This window comes from Croceicoccus mobilis (assembly GCF_001661965.1).
Lineage (GTDB): Bacteria > Pseudomonadota > Alphaproteobacteria > Sphingomonadales > Sphingomonadaceae > Croceicoccus > Croceicoccus mobilis.
The window spans coordinates 92,478-105,370 of the sequence record NZ_LYWZ01000027.1; the positions used below are offsets into that span (position 1 = coordinate 92,478).

Genomic DNA, 12,893 nt, shown 5'->3' on the forward strand with positions numbered 1-12,893 from the left:
CTAGCGGTTAGGCGAAACCCGCCACAGAAGCCAGATGGCCACGAGGGAAAGCACGGCCAGCGCAAACCATGTCAGGGCATAGGACAGGTGATTGTCGGGGAAATTGATGACGGTCAGGCCGGGCACCGGCTGCGCCCCTTCCCCGCTGTTCGCGCCGCCTGCTTCCGCCTGCGCATCGATAAAGGCGGGCACGACCGCGCCAATGCCGCGATCCTGCGCCAGTGCCGCGACATCGCGCGAATACCAGCGGTCGTCGGCAGGGCGGTTCGACTGGAGGAGGCTGCCGCCCGGTTCGGGTTTGCGCAGCAGGCCGGTGACCATGACCAGCCCTGTGGGAACGGCGGCGGAAGCTTCGCCAACCGTGGTGCCAGCGGGGACAAAGCCGCGATTGATCCAGATCTGGCGACCATCTTCGGCGCGCATCGGCACCATGGTCCAGTACCCGGTGCCAAGCCCCGTCGCCGCCCTGACCAGCGCGGCCGCCTCCGGCTCGAACCGGCCGGCGGCGCGCACGCGAAGATATTCGAAATCATCCGCTGCCAGCACCCGGTCGGAAGGCAGCGCCACCGGCGAGGCCGCGACCCGCGCATCGACGCGGGCGATCAGATCATGCTTCCAGTGCAGGCGCTGCACCTGCCACACGCCCAGCGCGACGAACCCCGCACAGGCCAGCAGGAGCACTATGGTCAGCACCCATGGCCTGCGAGACTTCACTACTCCGTCAATCGCCCCAGCATCCGGCATCGGTCATTGTCAGGGCAATTGCCCCATCTCGCTCATTGAAGGCATCATGTTGTAGTTCAGGTGATACATGACCCAGAGCGAGCCCGACAGGGCGATGACCACGATGATGACGGTGAAGATCAGCGCCATCATGGTCCAGCCGCCTTCGGATTTCGTGTTCATGTGCAGGAAGTAGATCATGTGCACCACGATCTGCACGATGGCGAAGGCCATGATGACCAGCGCGGTCGCCTGCTTGTCCGCGATCGCGCCCGACATCACCAGCCAGAACGGCACGGCGGTCAGCACGACCGAAAGCAGGAAGCCGATCACATATTCGCGCATCGAGCCGTGGGCCGCGCCATCATGTTCGTCATGACCGTGAGAGTGGGCGCTGGCGTGCATGTGCTTGCCGGCAAGCTCTTCGGGGCGGGTTTGGGTATCAGCCATCACAGCATTCCCATCAGATAGACAAAGGTGAAGACGCCGATCCAGATGACGTCGAGGAAGTGCCAGAACAGCGACAGGCACATCAGGCGGCGCTTGTTGGCGGGGATCAGTCCCTTCATGCCGACCTGGATCACCAGCGTGACCAGCCAGATCAGGCCAAATGTGACGTGAAGCCCGTGCGTGCCGACCAGCGAGAAGAAGGCAGTGAGGAAGCCCGAACGCCACGGCCCCGCGCCTTCCATGATCAGATGCGTGAACTCGTAGATCTCGATCCCGAGGAAGCACAGGCCAAAGAAGCCGGTGACCAGCAGCCAGAGCTGCGTGCCCTTCACGCTCCCCTTTTCCATCGCCAGCATGGCAAAGCCATAGGTGATGGAGGAGAACAGCAGCATCGCGGTGTTAAGCGCGATCAGCGGCAGCTCGAACAATTCCTTCGGACCCGGACCCGCCGCGAAATTGCCGCCCAGCACGCCATAAGCGGCGAACAGCATCGCGAAGATGAGGCAGTCGCTCATCAGATAGATCCAGAAGCCCAGCATGGTGCTGCCGCCTTCGGGGTGATCGTGTTCGTCGAGGTCGTAGAACGCCTCTTGCAGCTGTTCCTGCGAAAGCCCGTGATCGGGGACCTGCGCGGATACGGTGCGGGCGTCGGCGGTGTTTGCAGTCATTGTCTCGGCCCTCCCTTACGCTGCGGCCTGCGCCAGCTGGCGCGTGCGGGTATTCTCGGTCTCCACGACCTCCTCGACCGGAATGTGATAATCCCGCTTGTAGTTGAAGGTGTGGAAGATGCCGTAGCCGAGGATCCCGACGAAGGAAGCGATGGCGAGCCACCAGATGTACCAGATCATCGCGAAGCCGAGGCCGACCGACAGGCCCGCCAGCACGACGCCGGTGGCGGTGCTCTTGGGCATATGTATCGCCTTGAAGCCTTGCGTGGGGCGGGTCACGCCGCACCGCTTCATGTCGGCCCATGCATCGATGTCGTGCACGCGCGGGGTAAAGGCGAAGTTGTATTCCGGCGGCGGCGAGCTGGTCGCCCATTCGAGGGTGCGGCCATCCCACGGATCGCCGCTTTCGTCGCGCAGCTTTTCCTTGTTCCGGATGGAAACATAGAACTGCACGAACATGGCGCCGATGCCCGCCGCGATCATCACCGCACCCAGCAGGGCGACGATGAAGAACGGCTGAAGCGAGGGATCATCGAACATCCGCATGCGGCGCGTGACGCCCATCAGGCCCAGCACATAAAGCGGCATGAAAGCGGCATAGAAGCCCGGCACCCACATCCAGAAGCTGACCTTGCCCCAGAACGGATCGAGCTTGAAGCCGAACGCCTTGGGCCACCAGTAGTTGATCCCTGCGAATACGCCGAACACCACGCCGCCGATGATCACGTTGTGGAAATGCGCGATCAGGAACAGCGAATTGTGGAGCACGAAGTCGGCAGGCGGAACCGCCAGCAGCACGCCGGTCATGCCGCCGATGGTGAAGGTGAGCATGAAGGCCACCGTCCACATCATGGGCAGTTCGAACCGAATGCGGCCGCGATACATCGTGAACAGCCAGTTGAAGAGCTTCGCACCTGTCGGGATCGAGATCACCATGGTGGTGATGCCGAAGAACGAGTTGACGCTCGCCCCCGAACCCATGGTGAAGAAGTGGTGCAGCCACACGACATAGGACAGGATGGTGATGACCATCGTCGCATAGACCATCGACGAATAGCCGAAGAGGCGCTTGCCGCTGAAGGTCGAGGTGACTTCGGAGAACACGCCGAACAAGGGCAGGATCAGGATGTAGACCTCAGGGTGGCCCCAGATCCATATCAGGTTCACGTACATCATGGAGTTCCCTCCAAAATCGTTCGTGAAGAAGTTGAAGCCCATGTACCGGTCGAGGCTGAGCATGCACAGCACCGCCGTCAGCACCGGGAAGGCGGCGACGATCAGGATATTGGTGCACAGCGCCGTCCAGGTGAAGATCGGCATGCGCATCATGGTCATGCCCGGCGCGCGCATCTTGACGATGGTCGCCACGAGGTTGACGCCCGACAAGAGCGTGCCCACGCCCGCGATCTGCAGCGCCCAGATCCAGTAATCCACGCCGACCCACGGGCTGTAGGCGATGCCCGACAGCGGCGGATAGGCAAGCCAGCCGGTCTGGCCGAATTCGCCCAGGAACAGGCTCATCATGATGATCACCGCACCCGCGGTCGTCATCCAGAAGCTGAAATTGTTGAGGAAGGGAAATGACACGTCGCGCGCGCCGATCTGCAGCGGCACGACATAGTTCATCAGACCCGTCACGAACGGCATCGCGGCAAAGAAGATCATGATCACGCCATGCGCCGTGAACACCTGGTCGAAGTGATGCGCGTTGAGGTAGCCCTCGTTCCCGCCGAAGGCCATGGCCTGCTGCAGGCGCATCATGATCGCATCGGCAAAGCCGCGCACGAACATCACAAGGCCCAGCACCATGTACATGATGCCGATCTTCTTGTGATCGACGCTGGTGAACCATTCCTTCCAGAGATAGCCCCAGAGCTTGAAATAGGTCAGCGCCGCGACCAGCGCGATGCCGCCCACGGCGACGCCTGCAAAGGTCGCCCAGACGATAGGCTCCATCGGGATGGCATCGAACCAGAGCCGGCCCAGGATGGGGCTCCAGTGATCGTGGCTTACGTGTTCCAGTTCCATGACGGTCAATTCCGGGAATTCGTGGGGGATGCGGCAGCGGTTGCCGCTTCGGTGGGGGCCTCGGGAAGGATCTCCTGACCCTCCATCGCGGGCTTGTCCGCACCCTTGTTCATGTTCTGCATGTGATGGGCAGAGACGGCAGCGCGGGCCTTGGCGCGCACCTTTTCCAGTTCGCGCATATGCTCGGCGCTGGGGTTGCCGGTGATGGCGACCGATTTATCGCGGCCGTATTTGTCATAGGTCAGCAGGTCGGCGCTGACCATTTCGTGGCCTTCACCATCTTCGCCGGCACCCTCTTCACCGGCATGTCCGGCAGCGGCCCTGGCGTCCATCGCCATGATCTCGTCCTGACAAAGCTTGCCCGGCGCGACGCACATGTTGAGGATCGCCTGATAAAGCGCCGGATCGACCGAGCCGAAATGCATCGTCGGATCCGCCTCGCTCGGCTTTTCGAGTTCGAGATAGGCCGCGCGGGTCAGTTCGCCGCGGTTCTCGATATCACGGTCCGAAAAGGCCGAAGTATCCGCGCCCGCCTTCACCCGGCCCGCCCAGTCGGCGAACTCTTCGTCCGAAACCGACACCAGCGGGAAGCGCATGTTCGGGAAGCCCGCGCCCGAATAATTGGCGGAGAAGCCGACCGACTTCACGTTTTCGTTCATGACGGCGTGAAGCTTCGTCTCCATGCCCGGCATCGCATAGATCTGGCCCGCCATGGCCGGAACGTAAAAGGAGTTCATCACCGTGGCGGAGGTAATCTTGAAATTGAGCGGACGGCCCGTGGGGACGACCAGCTCGTTCACCGTGGCGATGCCCTGATCGGGATAGATGAACAGCCATTTCCAATCGAGCGCGACGACTTCGACCGTCAGCGGCTCCTGGTCCTCGGCCACCCTGGTCGCGGCATCGATCCGCTCAATCGGGCGATAAGGGTCGAGGAGATGCGTGCCCACCCATGTCAGCGCGCCAAGCGCGATGATGATCAGCAGCGGCGCGGCCCAGATCAGCAGTTCGAGCTGGGTCGAGTGATCCCAGTCGGGATCGTATTTCGCGTCCTTGTTCGAGGCGCGGTAATGCCATGCGAACCAGGCCGTGGCGGCCATCACCGGGATGATGATCAGCAGCATCAGATAGGTCGAATGAACGACGAGATCGCCTTGCTGCTGTGCGACATCACCGGCGGGGTCCAGCACCACGGTGCCACAGCCGCCCAGTGCCGCGGCAAGCGCGGTGACGCTGGTGATTCGCAGATAAGTCCAGCTTTTGCGCCGGTTTTGGGGGATGAGGGAGCGGGTCATGGCGCTGCGCCTAGACCCGTGCTGCGAATGCGAACATAGGACATTTTGTCCAATGTCATTGATCGCGGTCAAAGTTGATATGGCCCGCGAACACGAATCGTCCGGCGTTGCCCCGCCCATGGTAAAAGGGGCACGACGCCCCCGTACCGGAACGAGGCCGAACCTGAGATCATGAGCAGTCTTTCCCCGACCCGCGAAGCGATGGGCCTTCCCATCTTCAAGGAAAAACACAAGCCTTCACCGGCCGAGATTTCGATCGGGGTGATCATCGGCCGCACGTCCGAATTCTTCGACTTCTTCGTCTATGCCATCGCATCGGTGCTGGTGTTCCCGCGCCTGTTCTTCCCCTTTGTCGATGCGCTGACGGGCACGCTCTGGTCCTTCGCGATCTTCGCCCTCGCCTTCATCGCGCGGCCCGTGGGTTCGCTGGTCTTCATGGGCGTCGACCGGGCTTATGGCCGCGGCACGAAGCTGACGATCGCGCTGTTCCTCTTGGGCGGATCGACCGCGGCCATCGCTTTCCTGCCTTCGTATGAAACGGCGGGGATGACCTCGATCTATCTCCTCATCCTTTTCCGTCTGGGTCAGGGTTTCGCGCTCGGCGGCACGTGGGATGGCCTCGCCTCGCTGCTTGCCCTGAATGCGCCTGAGAACAAGCGCGGCTGGTATGCGATGATCCCGCAGCTAGGCGCGCCGATCGGCCTGATCGTTGCCTCCGTCCTCTTCGCCTTCATGAAAAGCTCGATGTCGGAAGCCGACTTCCTGAGCTGGGGCTGGCGCTATCCCTTCTTCGTGGCCTTTGCGATCAACGTGGTGGCGCTGTTCGCCCGCCTGCGCATCGTGGTGACCGAAGAGTTCGAGAACCTCTTCGTGTCCAAGGACCTGCAGCCGGTCAGCGTGATGAACACGCTGAAGACCGAATGGCGCACCATCGTAGTCGGCGCTTTCGCTCCGCTCGCCAGCTTCGCGCTGTTCCACATGGTCACCGTGTTCCCGCTGTCATGGGTCTACCTTTTCACCGAGGAAGGCCCGACCCACTTCCTTCTGATCGAGGCGCTGGCCGCCGCTGTCGGCGTGTTCGCCGTGGTCGCATCGGGCCGGCTTGCCGACAAGCTTGGCCGCCGCACGCTGCTGGGCGGCTGCGCGGTGGGTATCGCGGTGTTTTCGGGCTTCGGCCCGCAGTTGCTCGATGCCGGACGCGCGGGTGAGATCGCCTTCATGGTGATCGGCTTCATCCTGCTCGGCCTCGCCTTCGGCCAGTCGTCGGGCGTGGTGTCCTCCGAATTCCAGACCGAACACCGCTATACCGGCTCGGCGCTGACCAGCGACCTTTCCTGGCTCATCGGCGCAGGCTTCGCGCCGCTGGCCGCGCTGCTGCTATCGGTCAATTTCGGGCTGCTGGCATCGGGCGCCTATCTGCTGTCGGGCGCGCTGGCGACGCTGGGTGCGCTATGGCTGAACAAGGAATTGGCCAGCAGGAAGTAAGACCTGCTCGCCACGGCCTAAAGAAAAGGCGCCGCGCAGCTGATGCTGCCGGCGCCTTTTTCTTGTGCCTCTATGCCGTAGATCAGTTCATCGCTTCGGGAGGGCCGACCGGGAACGGCAGCGGGGCGATGTCGATGCCTTCATCCACCAGCTCGGCCGCTTCCTCGCGGCTGGTCTGGCCGTGGATCGCCTCCACCTCGCGCTCACCATAATGCATGGCACGGGCTTCCTCGGCGAAATCATTGCCGACCCATTTGGATTTCGAAAGCACCTTCTGCTGCATCGCGGCCATCGAGATCAGCGCCTTCTTCGCCTCATCCGTCAGATGGGTCATCGCCGGAACCGGTGCGGATGCTGGCGGCGCAGGTGCCTCGCCATGCGTCGGGTCAGGCTGCGCAGGGGCGGACACGGGGCGCGCGTCGATCTGGTTGCCCTTACGGCCGACTGCCGGCGCCATCACCGCCTTCTCCACCTGATGGCTGCCGCAATGCGGGCAGCACAGCAGGCCGGTGTCACGCTGATGTTCGAAATCGGCGGACGAGCGGAACCAGCCCTCGAACCGATGGTCGGCGTTACAGCAGCGGAGGTCGAAAACGATCATGGTTGCGGCGACTTAGCGATGCCAAGCGAAAGCGCAATGGCCTATTTGGTTAATGTGCGCCTGTTTGCGAGCGATGGCAACTGCCGCCGCACCTCGGCGATGCGGGCCGGATCGATCTCGGCGAAACCGACACCGGGGCCCTCTTCGCCCATGTCGAGCAGCACCTCGCCCCATGGGTCGACGACCAGCGAATGGCCATATGTCTTGCGCCCGTCCTCATGCTCTCCCACCTGCGCGGCGGCGATGACATATGCCGACGCCTCCACCGCGCGGGCGCGCAGCAGCAGGTGCCAATGGGCGCGTCCGGTGGGCCGGGTAAAGGACGCGGGACAAGCGATGGCATCGCAGCGGCGATTGCCCAGTTCCTCCCACAAGGCGGGAAAACGCATGTCATAGCAGATCGCGAATCCAATCCGGCCCAGTGGCGTGTCGGCGGTGACGACATCCTCGCCCGACGCAAACCCGTTCGATTCGCGCCAGCTTTCGCCGGACCCGCCATCGTCGAGATCGACATCGAACATGTGGATCTTGTCATATCGCGCCGCGATTTCGCCCGCAGGCGTGATCAGCAGCGAGCGGTTCGCCCAGCGCCCGTCGCCGCCGTCGGGCCTCACCGCGATCGAACCCAGCGCGATCCAGATGCCATGCGCCTTGGCCGCCACCTGCATCGCGGCCAGCGCCCTGTCCTCGCCCTCGCTTGTCACGCTGACGGCCGCGCGTTTGCGATCGCGGTCGAGCAGGCTCGACATCTCCGGCGTGAACAGCATTTGCGCCCCGCCTGCCGCCGCCTCTTCGACCGCCGTTTCCAGCGCGGCGATATTGGCGGCGAGATCGATGCCGGTATTGGCCTGATAGAGCGCGATCCGGGTCATGCGCGGCGCTTACAACCCCAGCATCGGGTCAAGCTTGCCCTCGCGGTTCAGGCCCATCATCTCGTCACAGCCGCCGATGGCTTCGTCGTCGATGAAGATTTGCGGCACGGTGCGCGCGCCGGGCTTGCGCTCTGCCATTTCGGCGCGCTTGGCACGGTCCATGGTCACGTCATATTCGGTGTAATCGACGCCCTTGTCCTTCAACAGCGCGATGGCGCGGTGGCAATAGGGGCAGCCAAACTGGGTGTAGATCTCGACCTTTGCGGACTGGCTCATAAAATTCCTTCAAATTCTCGGTTCGCGCCCGTCAACCGGGCACTTGAAACACGGATTTTCCCGCACCAGATAACAACTGCGCAAACCCATGCCGGTTTCGGATGGAGGCGCGCAAAGTTCGGCAGGAGCCGCGGATGCCCGATTGATGGGGTCCGTTCCCGGGGAAAACAACCGGGCCTGCGAAAGATTGCTTCATTTGGAGGATTTGACATGAACCGTTTTGATTTCACCCCCTATCGCCGGACCACTGTCGGTTTCGACCGTCTGTTCGACCTGCTTGAGAATACCGCGCGCAATCAGGGCGACAATTATCCGCCCTTCAATATCGAGCGCCGCGGCGAGAATGCGTATCGCATCACGCTTGCCGTTGCGGGTTTCAAGCCGGAAGACATCGACATCACCGCGCAGCAGAACATGCTGACCGTCAAGGGTATCAAGCCCGAGGACGCGGAAGACCGCGAGTTCCTGCATGTCGGCATCGCCCAGCGCGGGTTTGAGCGCCGGTTCGAACTGGCTGACCACGTCTTTGTCAAGGACGCGCAGCTTGCCGACGGCCTGCTGGTCGTTGAACTGGTGCGTGAAGTGCCCGAAGCGATGAAGCCCAAGAAGATCGCGGTGAACGGCGCCAAGAAGCTGTCCGTGGTCGAAGGTGGCGACGACAATAAGGGAGAGCAGGCTGCCTGATTTCCCGTAAGGCAGTCTCATTCCAGCTCTTTGGGGGGCGCGGCAGCATTACCTGCCGCGCCCTTTTCATTTGCGCTCTTGCCTTATCGCGCCTCCCGCCTTAGCCGCCCCGGCGAACACACGCATTCTTCCGGAGCTGCCCCAATGGTCCCACGTTACGCCCGCCCCGCCATGACCGCGATCTGGGAGCCGGAGGCGAAATACGCCATCTGGTTCGAACTGGAAGCACACGCGACCGAGAAGCTGGGCGAACTGGGCGTTGTGCCCCCGTCGGCAGCGAAGGCGCTGTGGGACTGGTGGGCGACGAACCCGAAGATCGACGTCGAGGCGATTGACGCGATCGAGGCGGTGACCAAGCATGACGTGATCGCCTTCCTCACATGGGTTGCTGAAAACGTGGGCGATGAAGCCCGCTTCATGCACCAAGGCATGACCAGCTCCGACGTACTCGACACCACGCTGGCCGTGCAACTCGACCGTGCCGCCGCGATCCTTCTGGAAGATCTCGACAAGCTCCTCGCCGCGATCAAGACCCGTGCCGAGGAACACAAATACACGCCCACCATCGGCCGCAGCCATGGCATTCACGCAGAGCCGGTGACCTTCGGTCTGAAGATGGCGGAAGCCTATGCCGAATTCTCGCGCTGCAAGGAGCGCCTTGAATTCGCGCGCAAAGAAATCGCCACCTGCGCGATTTCGGGCGCGGTCGGCACCTTCGCCAATATCGACCCCAGCGTCGAAGCCTATGTCGCCGAGAAGATGGGCCTTTCGATCGAGCCCGTTTCGACGCAGGTCATCCCGCGCGACCGGCATGCCATGTTCTTCGCCGTGCTGGGCGTGATCGCATCGTCGATCGAACGCCTCGCCGTCGAAGTCCGCCATTTGCAGCGCACCGAGGTCCTGGAGGCCGAGGAATATTTCTCGCCCGGCCAGAAGGGTTCGTCGGCCATGCCGCACAAGCGCAATCCGGTGCTGACCGAAAACCTCACCGGCCTCGCTCGCGTGGTGCGCGCCGCTGCCGTTCCGGCGATGGAGAACGTGGCGCTCTGGCATGAGCGCGACATCTCGCACTCCTCGGTTGAGCGTTTCTTTGGCCCCGATGCGACCATCACGCTCGACTTCGCCCTCGCCCGCCTGACCGGCGTAATCGAGAAGCTGCTCGTTTACCCCGAGCGCATGCAGAAGAACCTCGACCGCATGGGCGGCCTCGTCCATTCGCAGCGCGTGCTGCTGGCGTTGACGCAGGCCGGCGTGTCGCGTGAGGACGCCTATCGCCTCGTCCAGCGCAATGCGATGAAGGTGTGGGAGAGCGACGGACAGCTTTCGCTGCTCGACCTCTTGAAGGGCGACGAGGAAGTGACCGCAGCCCTCACTCCGCAGCAGATCGAGGAGAAGTTCGACCTCGATTATCACTTCAAGCATGTCGACACGATCTTCGCCCGCGTCTTTGGCTAAGGCCATCTGAAACCGGCGCGATCCCGCCGACGGGCGCAACTCTGGCCAAGCCGGAATTCTGCGCCTAGGATCGCGCCTGTCTCATGGCGGGCCCCCGCCTGCCAAGCATGCCATCCGAACGGGAGCACACATGCGAATTCTTCGTACCGGTCTGTGGGTGGTCGTGATCGTGGCGCTTGCGCTGTTCACGGCCTTCAACTGGACTTCGGTCGATATCCAGATCTGGGAAAACCTGGTGCTGGAGACCAGGCTTCCCGTGCTGATCCTTGCCGCCTTCCTGCTGGGCTATTTGCCAATGTGGCTGACGCATCGCACCACCACATGGAGATTGAAGCGCCGCATCGCCTCGCTTGAGGCTTCGCAGCGTTCGCTGATCGCCAGCCAGCAGCCTGCCGTACCGGCGGACCAGACCGTCACCACGCCTGTCGATGAGGCACAGCCATGAGCAACCCGATCTTCCTCGCCCTCGACACCCCCACGATAGAGGGTGCGCGCGACCTAGCCGCCAAGGTGAAGGGCCATATCGGCGGGGTAAAGCTGGGCCTCGAATTCTTTTGCGCGCATGGCCATCACGGCGTGCATGAAATAGCAGCGCTCGGCCTGCCGATCTTCCTTGATCTCAAACTGCACGACATCCCGAACACGGTCGCAGGCGCGATGCAGGCGATCCATGTGCTGGAACCGGCCATCGTCACCATCCACGCATCGGGTGGACGCGCGATGATGGAGGATGCCAAGGCCGCCGCGGGCGAGAATACCAAGGTCGTCGCGGTCTCAATGCTCACCAGCCTTGACGAAGCGGACCTCGCCGCCACCGGCGTATCGGGCAGCGCGCATGACCAGGTGATGCGCCTTGCCGATCTGGCGCAATCGGCAGGTCTCGACGGCATCGTGTGTTCCGGCCACGAAGTCGGCGCGGTGCACAAGCAGTGGAAGCATGGCACTTTCGTCGTGCCCGGCCTGCGCCCGGCAGGCGCGACGGTGGGCGATCAAAAGCGCGTCGTCACTCCGCGCCAGGCGCGAGACGATGGCGCATCGGTGCTGGTGATCGGGCGCCCCATCGCCAAGGCAGAAGACCCGCTGGCCGCAGCGCGCGCGATCGAGGCAACGCTCTGATCGTGATTTCATTGCTTTTGCCGCTGCTGCTTCAGGCCGCCGCACCCGTCGTTTCCGCTCCTCCCCAAGACACTCTCCCGCCCAACACCACCGTGCTGTCCGCGCCGCCGGCAGGGTTCGAATTGCCCGGTTGCTCGCGCGCGATTGCCGGCACGGTCGATGGCGGCTGGGACCCGACCGACAGCGACATCGCCGCGATGGAACTGGCGCTGTCCGACACGCTGCTCGGCCTTGCGCAGGACGGTGGCTATACGCCGGGTACCGAGAGCCCCGATCCACTGTCCTATCGCCCCGGCGACGGGCGCTGGCAGCGGGAGATGATCGGCATCACCCGCGATGGCCACCGCATCCTTTACGGCAATTACCTGCCCATCCGCGCCACCGCCGATGCCATCCGCATGCCGACCAATGTCTGCGACGGCGGGCCGGTGTTCTTCGCTGCCGAATATGACATGGATGCAGGGACCATTACGCACCTCTCCTTCAACGGCGCATTGGGTGGCCCGTTCTGGCCGGTCTTTACGCCGGGGGATGCACAGCCGTGACCGATATTGCCGTCCGCCGCGCCGGCCCTGCCGATGCGCCCGCGCTGAAGGCCCTGATCGAAAGCGGCTATCGCGGCGATTCCGCCCGTCGGGGCTGGAATCATGAAGCCGATATTCTGGAAGACGAGCGTATCGCCCTGTCGGATCTCGAGGAGATGCTGGCCAACCCCGCGATCCATCTGCTGATGGCGGAAAAGGATGACGGCTTGATCGGCTGCATCGCGGTCACCGACAAGGGCACCAATGATGCGGGCATCCACCGCGCCTATTTCGGCCTGCTCTGCGTCGATCCCACCTTGCAAAGCAGCGGTCTGGGAACGAAGCTCATGCAGGCAGGTGAAGACGCGGCGCGCCGGTTCGGTGCGAGCGTCATGGAAATCTCGGTCATAGAGAACCGCGATGTGCTGATCGCGTGGTATAGGCGTAAGGGTTACATGGAGACCGGCAGACGCGAACCCTTTCCCACGCCGCAGGACCCGCCGCTGTTCTTTCGCCTGTTCGAAAAACAGCTATAAGCGGGCCGGCGGGAATGGCCTCACGGGCTGTCAGCCCGCCAGCGCCTGCCCGACCTTGACCCCGGCGGCAAAAATGAAAACAGCCAGCACGAACAGGATCAGAACCTGTGGACCGCTGTCCAGCTTGTTGAATTTGTTTCTCAAATCACCCATGCAATTACGCATAATGGACATGAAATT

The 12,893-nt window shown here is 62.9% G+C and carries 16 protein-coding genes; 7 read left to right on the plus strand and 9 right to left on the minus strand.

Annotation, left to right across the window (positions count from 1 at the left end):
* From A9D13_RS16825 to cyoA, 5 genes are read right to left on the minus strand one after another with little or no spacing between them, the layout of a single operon-like run.
* On the minus strand, positions 1-714 hold the full coding sequence (locus A9D13_RS16825; RefSeq protein ID WP_229665306.1) for an SURF1 family protein: 714 nt from the start codon (positions 712-714) through the stop codon (positions 1-3).
* 39 nt (positions 715-753) lie between these two features.
* Positions 754-1,128 (minus strand): cytochrome o ubiquinol oxidase subunit IV, encoded by a 375-nt coding sequence (locus tag A9D13_RS16830; RefSeq protein ID WP_156522156.1) that lies wholly within the window; start codon positions 1,126-1,128, stop codon positions 754-756.
* A 44-nt stretch (positions 1,129-1,172) separates the two neighbouring features.
* Entirely contained in the window at positions 1,173-1,841 is a 669-nt protein-coding gene (gene cyoC / locus A9D13_RS16835) for a cytochrome o ubiquinol oxidase subunit III (RefSeq protein WP_082922517.1), read from the minus strand.
* Between the two features lie 15 nt (positions 1,842-1,856).
* On the minus strand, positions 1,857-3,869 hold the full coding sequence (cyoB, locus tag A9D13_RS16840) for a cytochrome o ubiquinol oxidase subunit I (RefSeq protein WP_066776312.1): 2,013 nt from the start codon (positions 3,867-3,869) through the stop codon (positions 1,857-1,859).
* A 5-nt stretch (positions 3,870-3,874) separates the two neighbouring features.
* The gene (gene cyoA, locus A9D13_RS16845) at positions 3,875-5,164 is read right to left on the minus strand and encodes a ubiquinol oxidase subunit II (RefSeq protein ID WP_066776315.1); all 1,290 of its coding nucleotides are present in this window, start codon (positions 5,162-5,164) and stop codon (positions 3,875-3,877) included.
* A gap of 171 nt (positions 5,165-5,335) precedes the next feature.
* Here cyoA and A9D13_RS16850 point away from each other — a divergent pair, with 171 nt between their 5' ends.
* A complete protein-coding gene (locus A9D13_RS16850; protein ID WP_066776318.1) occupies positions 5,336-6,649 on the plus strand; it encodes an MFS transporter in 1,314 nt (437 codons plus the stop codon).
* 82 nt (positions 6,650-6,731) lie between these two features.
* Here A9D13_RS16850 and A9D13_RS16855 read toward each other — a convergent pair whose 3' ends face one another.
* Genes A9D13_RS16855 through grxC form a run of 3 tightly spaced genes read right to left on the minus strand, consistent with a single transcriptional unit; the run spans position 6,732 to position 8,398 of the window.
* A complete protein-coding gene (locus tag A9D13_RS16855) occupies positions 6,732-7,250 on the minus strand; it encodes a DUF1178 family protein (protein ID WP_066776320.1) in 519 nt (172 codons plus the stop codon).
* 41 nt (positions 7,251-7,291) lie between these two features.
* On the minus strand, positions 7,292-8,122 hold the full coding sequence (locus A9D13_RS16860) for a carbon-nitrogen hydrolase family protein (RefSeq protein WP_066776322.1): 831 nt from the start codon (positions 8,120-8,122) through the stop codon (positions 7,292-7,294).
* 9 nt (positions 8,123-8,131) lie between these two features.
* The gene (grxC, locus tag A9D13_RS16865) at positions 8,132-8,398 is read right to left on the minus strand and encodes a glutaredoxin 3 (RefSeq protein ID WP_066776324.1); all 267 of its coding nucleotides are present in this window, start codon (positions 8,396-8,398) and stop codon (positions 8,132-8,134) included.
* 210 nt (positions 8,399-8,608) lie between these two features.
* Between grxC and A9D13_RS16870 the strand changes: the two genes are divergently transcribed.
* The 6 genes from A9D13_RS16870 to A9D13_RS16895 all read left to right on the plus strand — a co-directional run bounded on the left by A9D13_RS16870 (position 8,609) and on the right by A9D13_RS16895 (position 12,713).
* A complete protein-coding gene (locus tag A9D13_RS16870) occupies positions 8,609-9,082 on the plus strand; it encodes an Hsp20 family protein (RefSeq protein WP_066776325.1) in 474 nt (157 codons plus the stop codon).
* 144 nt (positions 9,083-9,226) lie between these two features.
* Positions 9,227-10,537: an adenylosuccinate lyase gene (gene purB / locus A9D13_RS16875; protein ID WP_066776327.1), complete on the plus strand. Its 1,311-nt coding sequence runs from the start codon at positions 9,227-9,229 to the stop codon at positions 10,535-10,537.
* Between the two features lie 130 nt (positions 10,538-10,667).
* A complete protein-coding gene (locus tag A9D13_RS16880) occupies positions 10,668-10,982 on the plus strand; it encodes a lipopolysaccharide assembly protein LapA domain-containing protein (protein ID WP_066776329.1) in 315 nt (104 codons plus the stop codon).
* Positions 10,979-11,653 (plus strand): orotidine-5'-phosphate decarboxylase, encoded by a 675-nt coding sequence (pyrF, locus tag A9D13_RS16885; protein WP_066776331.1) that lies wholly within the window; start codon positions 10,979-10,981, stop codon positions 11,651-11,653. The genes A9D13_RS16880 and pyrF overlap by 4 nt, the downstream gene beginning before the upstream one ends.
* Before the next feature lie 2 nt (positions 11,654-11,655).
* Positions 11,656-12,198 (plus strand): hypothetical protein, encoded by a 543-nt coding sequence (locus A9D13_RS16890; RefSeq protein ID WP_156522141.1) that lies wholly within the window; start codon positions 11,656-11,658, stop codon positions 12,196-12,198.
* Positions 12,195-12,713 carry a GNAT family N-acetyltransferase gene (locus A9D13_RS16895; RefSeq protein WP_066776344.1) on the plus strand — a complete coding sequence of 173 codons (519 nt, stop codon included), beginning with the start codon at positions 12,195-12,197 and terminating at the stop codon, positions 12,711-12,713. The genes A9D13_RS16890 and A9D13_RS16895 overlap by 4 nt, the downstream gene beginning before the upstream one ends.
* Before the next feature lie 30 nt (positions 12,714-12,743).
* On the opposite strand, the gene A9D13_RS21315 is transcribed toward A9D13_RS16895, so the two are convergent.
* The gene (locus A9D13_RS21315) at positions 12,744-12,866 is read right to left on the minus strand and encodes a hypothetical protein (RefSeq protein WP_268235794.1); all 123 of its coding nucleotides are present in this window, start codon (positions 12,864-12,866) and stop codon (positions 12,744-12,746) included.
* Positions 12,867-12,893 lie beyond the last annotated feature (27 nt).

Excerpts from the sequence above, each read along its gene's own strand:
- A9D13_RS21315 (WP_268235794.1), bottom strand. The coding sequence starts at position 12,866 with ATGGGTGATTTGAGAAACAAATTCAACAAGCTGGACAGCGGTCCACAG.
- A9D13_RS16860 (WP_066776322.1), bottom strand. The coding sequence starts at position 8,122 with ATGACCCGGATCGCGCTCTATCAGGCCAATACCGGCATCGATCTCGCC.
- pyrF (WP_066776331.1), top strand. The coding sequence starts at position 10,979 with ATGAGCAACCCGATCTTCCTCGCCCTCGACACCCCCACGATAGAGGGT.
- purB (WP_066776327.1), top strand. The coding sequence starts at position 9,227 with ATGGTCCCACGTTACGCCCGCCCCGCCATGACCGCGATCTGGGAGCCG.
- A9D13_RS16855 (WP_066776320.1), bottom strand. The coding sequence starts at position 7,250 with ATGATCGTTTTCGACCTCCGCTGCTGTAACGCCGACCATCGGTTCGAG.
- A9D13_RS16870 (WP_066776325.1), top strand. The coding sequence starts at position 8,609 with ATGAACCGTTTTGATTTCACCCCCTATCGCCGGACCACTGTCGGTTTC.
- cyoC (WP_082922517.1), bottom strand. The coding sequence starts at position 1,841 with ATGACTGCAAACACCGCCGACGCCCGCACCGTATCCGCGCAGGTCCCC.
- A9D13_RS16880 (WP_066776329.1), top strand. The coding sequence starts at position 10,668 with ATGCGAATTCTTCGTACCGGTCTGTGGGTGGTCGTGATCGTGGCGCTT.
- A9D13_RS16830 (WP_156522156.1), bottom strand. The coding sequence starts at position 1,128 with ATGCACGCCAGCGCCCACTCTCACGGTCATGACGAACATGATGGCGCG.
- cyoA (WP_066776315.1), bottom strand. The coding sequence starts at position 5,164 with ATGACCCGCTCCCTCATCCCCCAAAACCGGCGCAAAAGCTGGACTTAT.
- cyoB (WP_066776312.1), bottom strand. The coding sequence starts at position 3,869 with ATGGAACTGGAACACGTAAGCCACGATCACTGGAGCCCCATCCTGGGC.
- grxC (WP_066776324.1), bottom strand. The coding sequence starts at position 8,398 with ATGAGCCAGTCCGCAAAGGTCGAGATCTACACCCAGTTTGGCTGCCCC.
- A9D13_RS16850 (WP_066776318.1), top strand. The coding sequence starts at position 5,336 with ATGAGCAGTCTTTCCCCGACCCGCGAAGCGATGGGCCTTCCCATCTTC.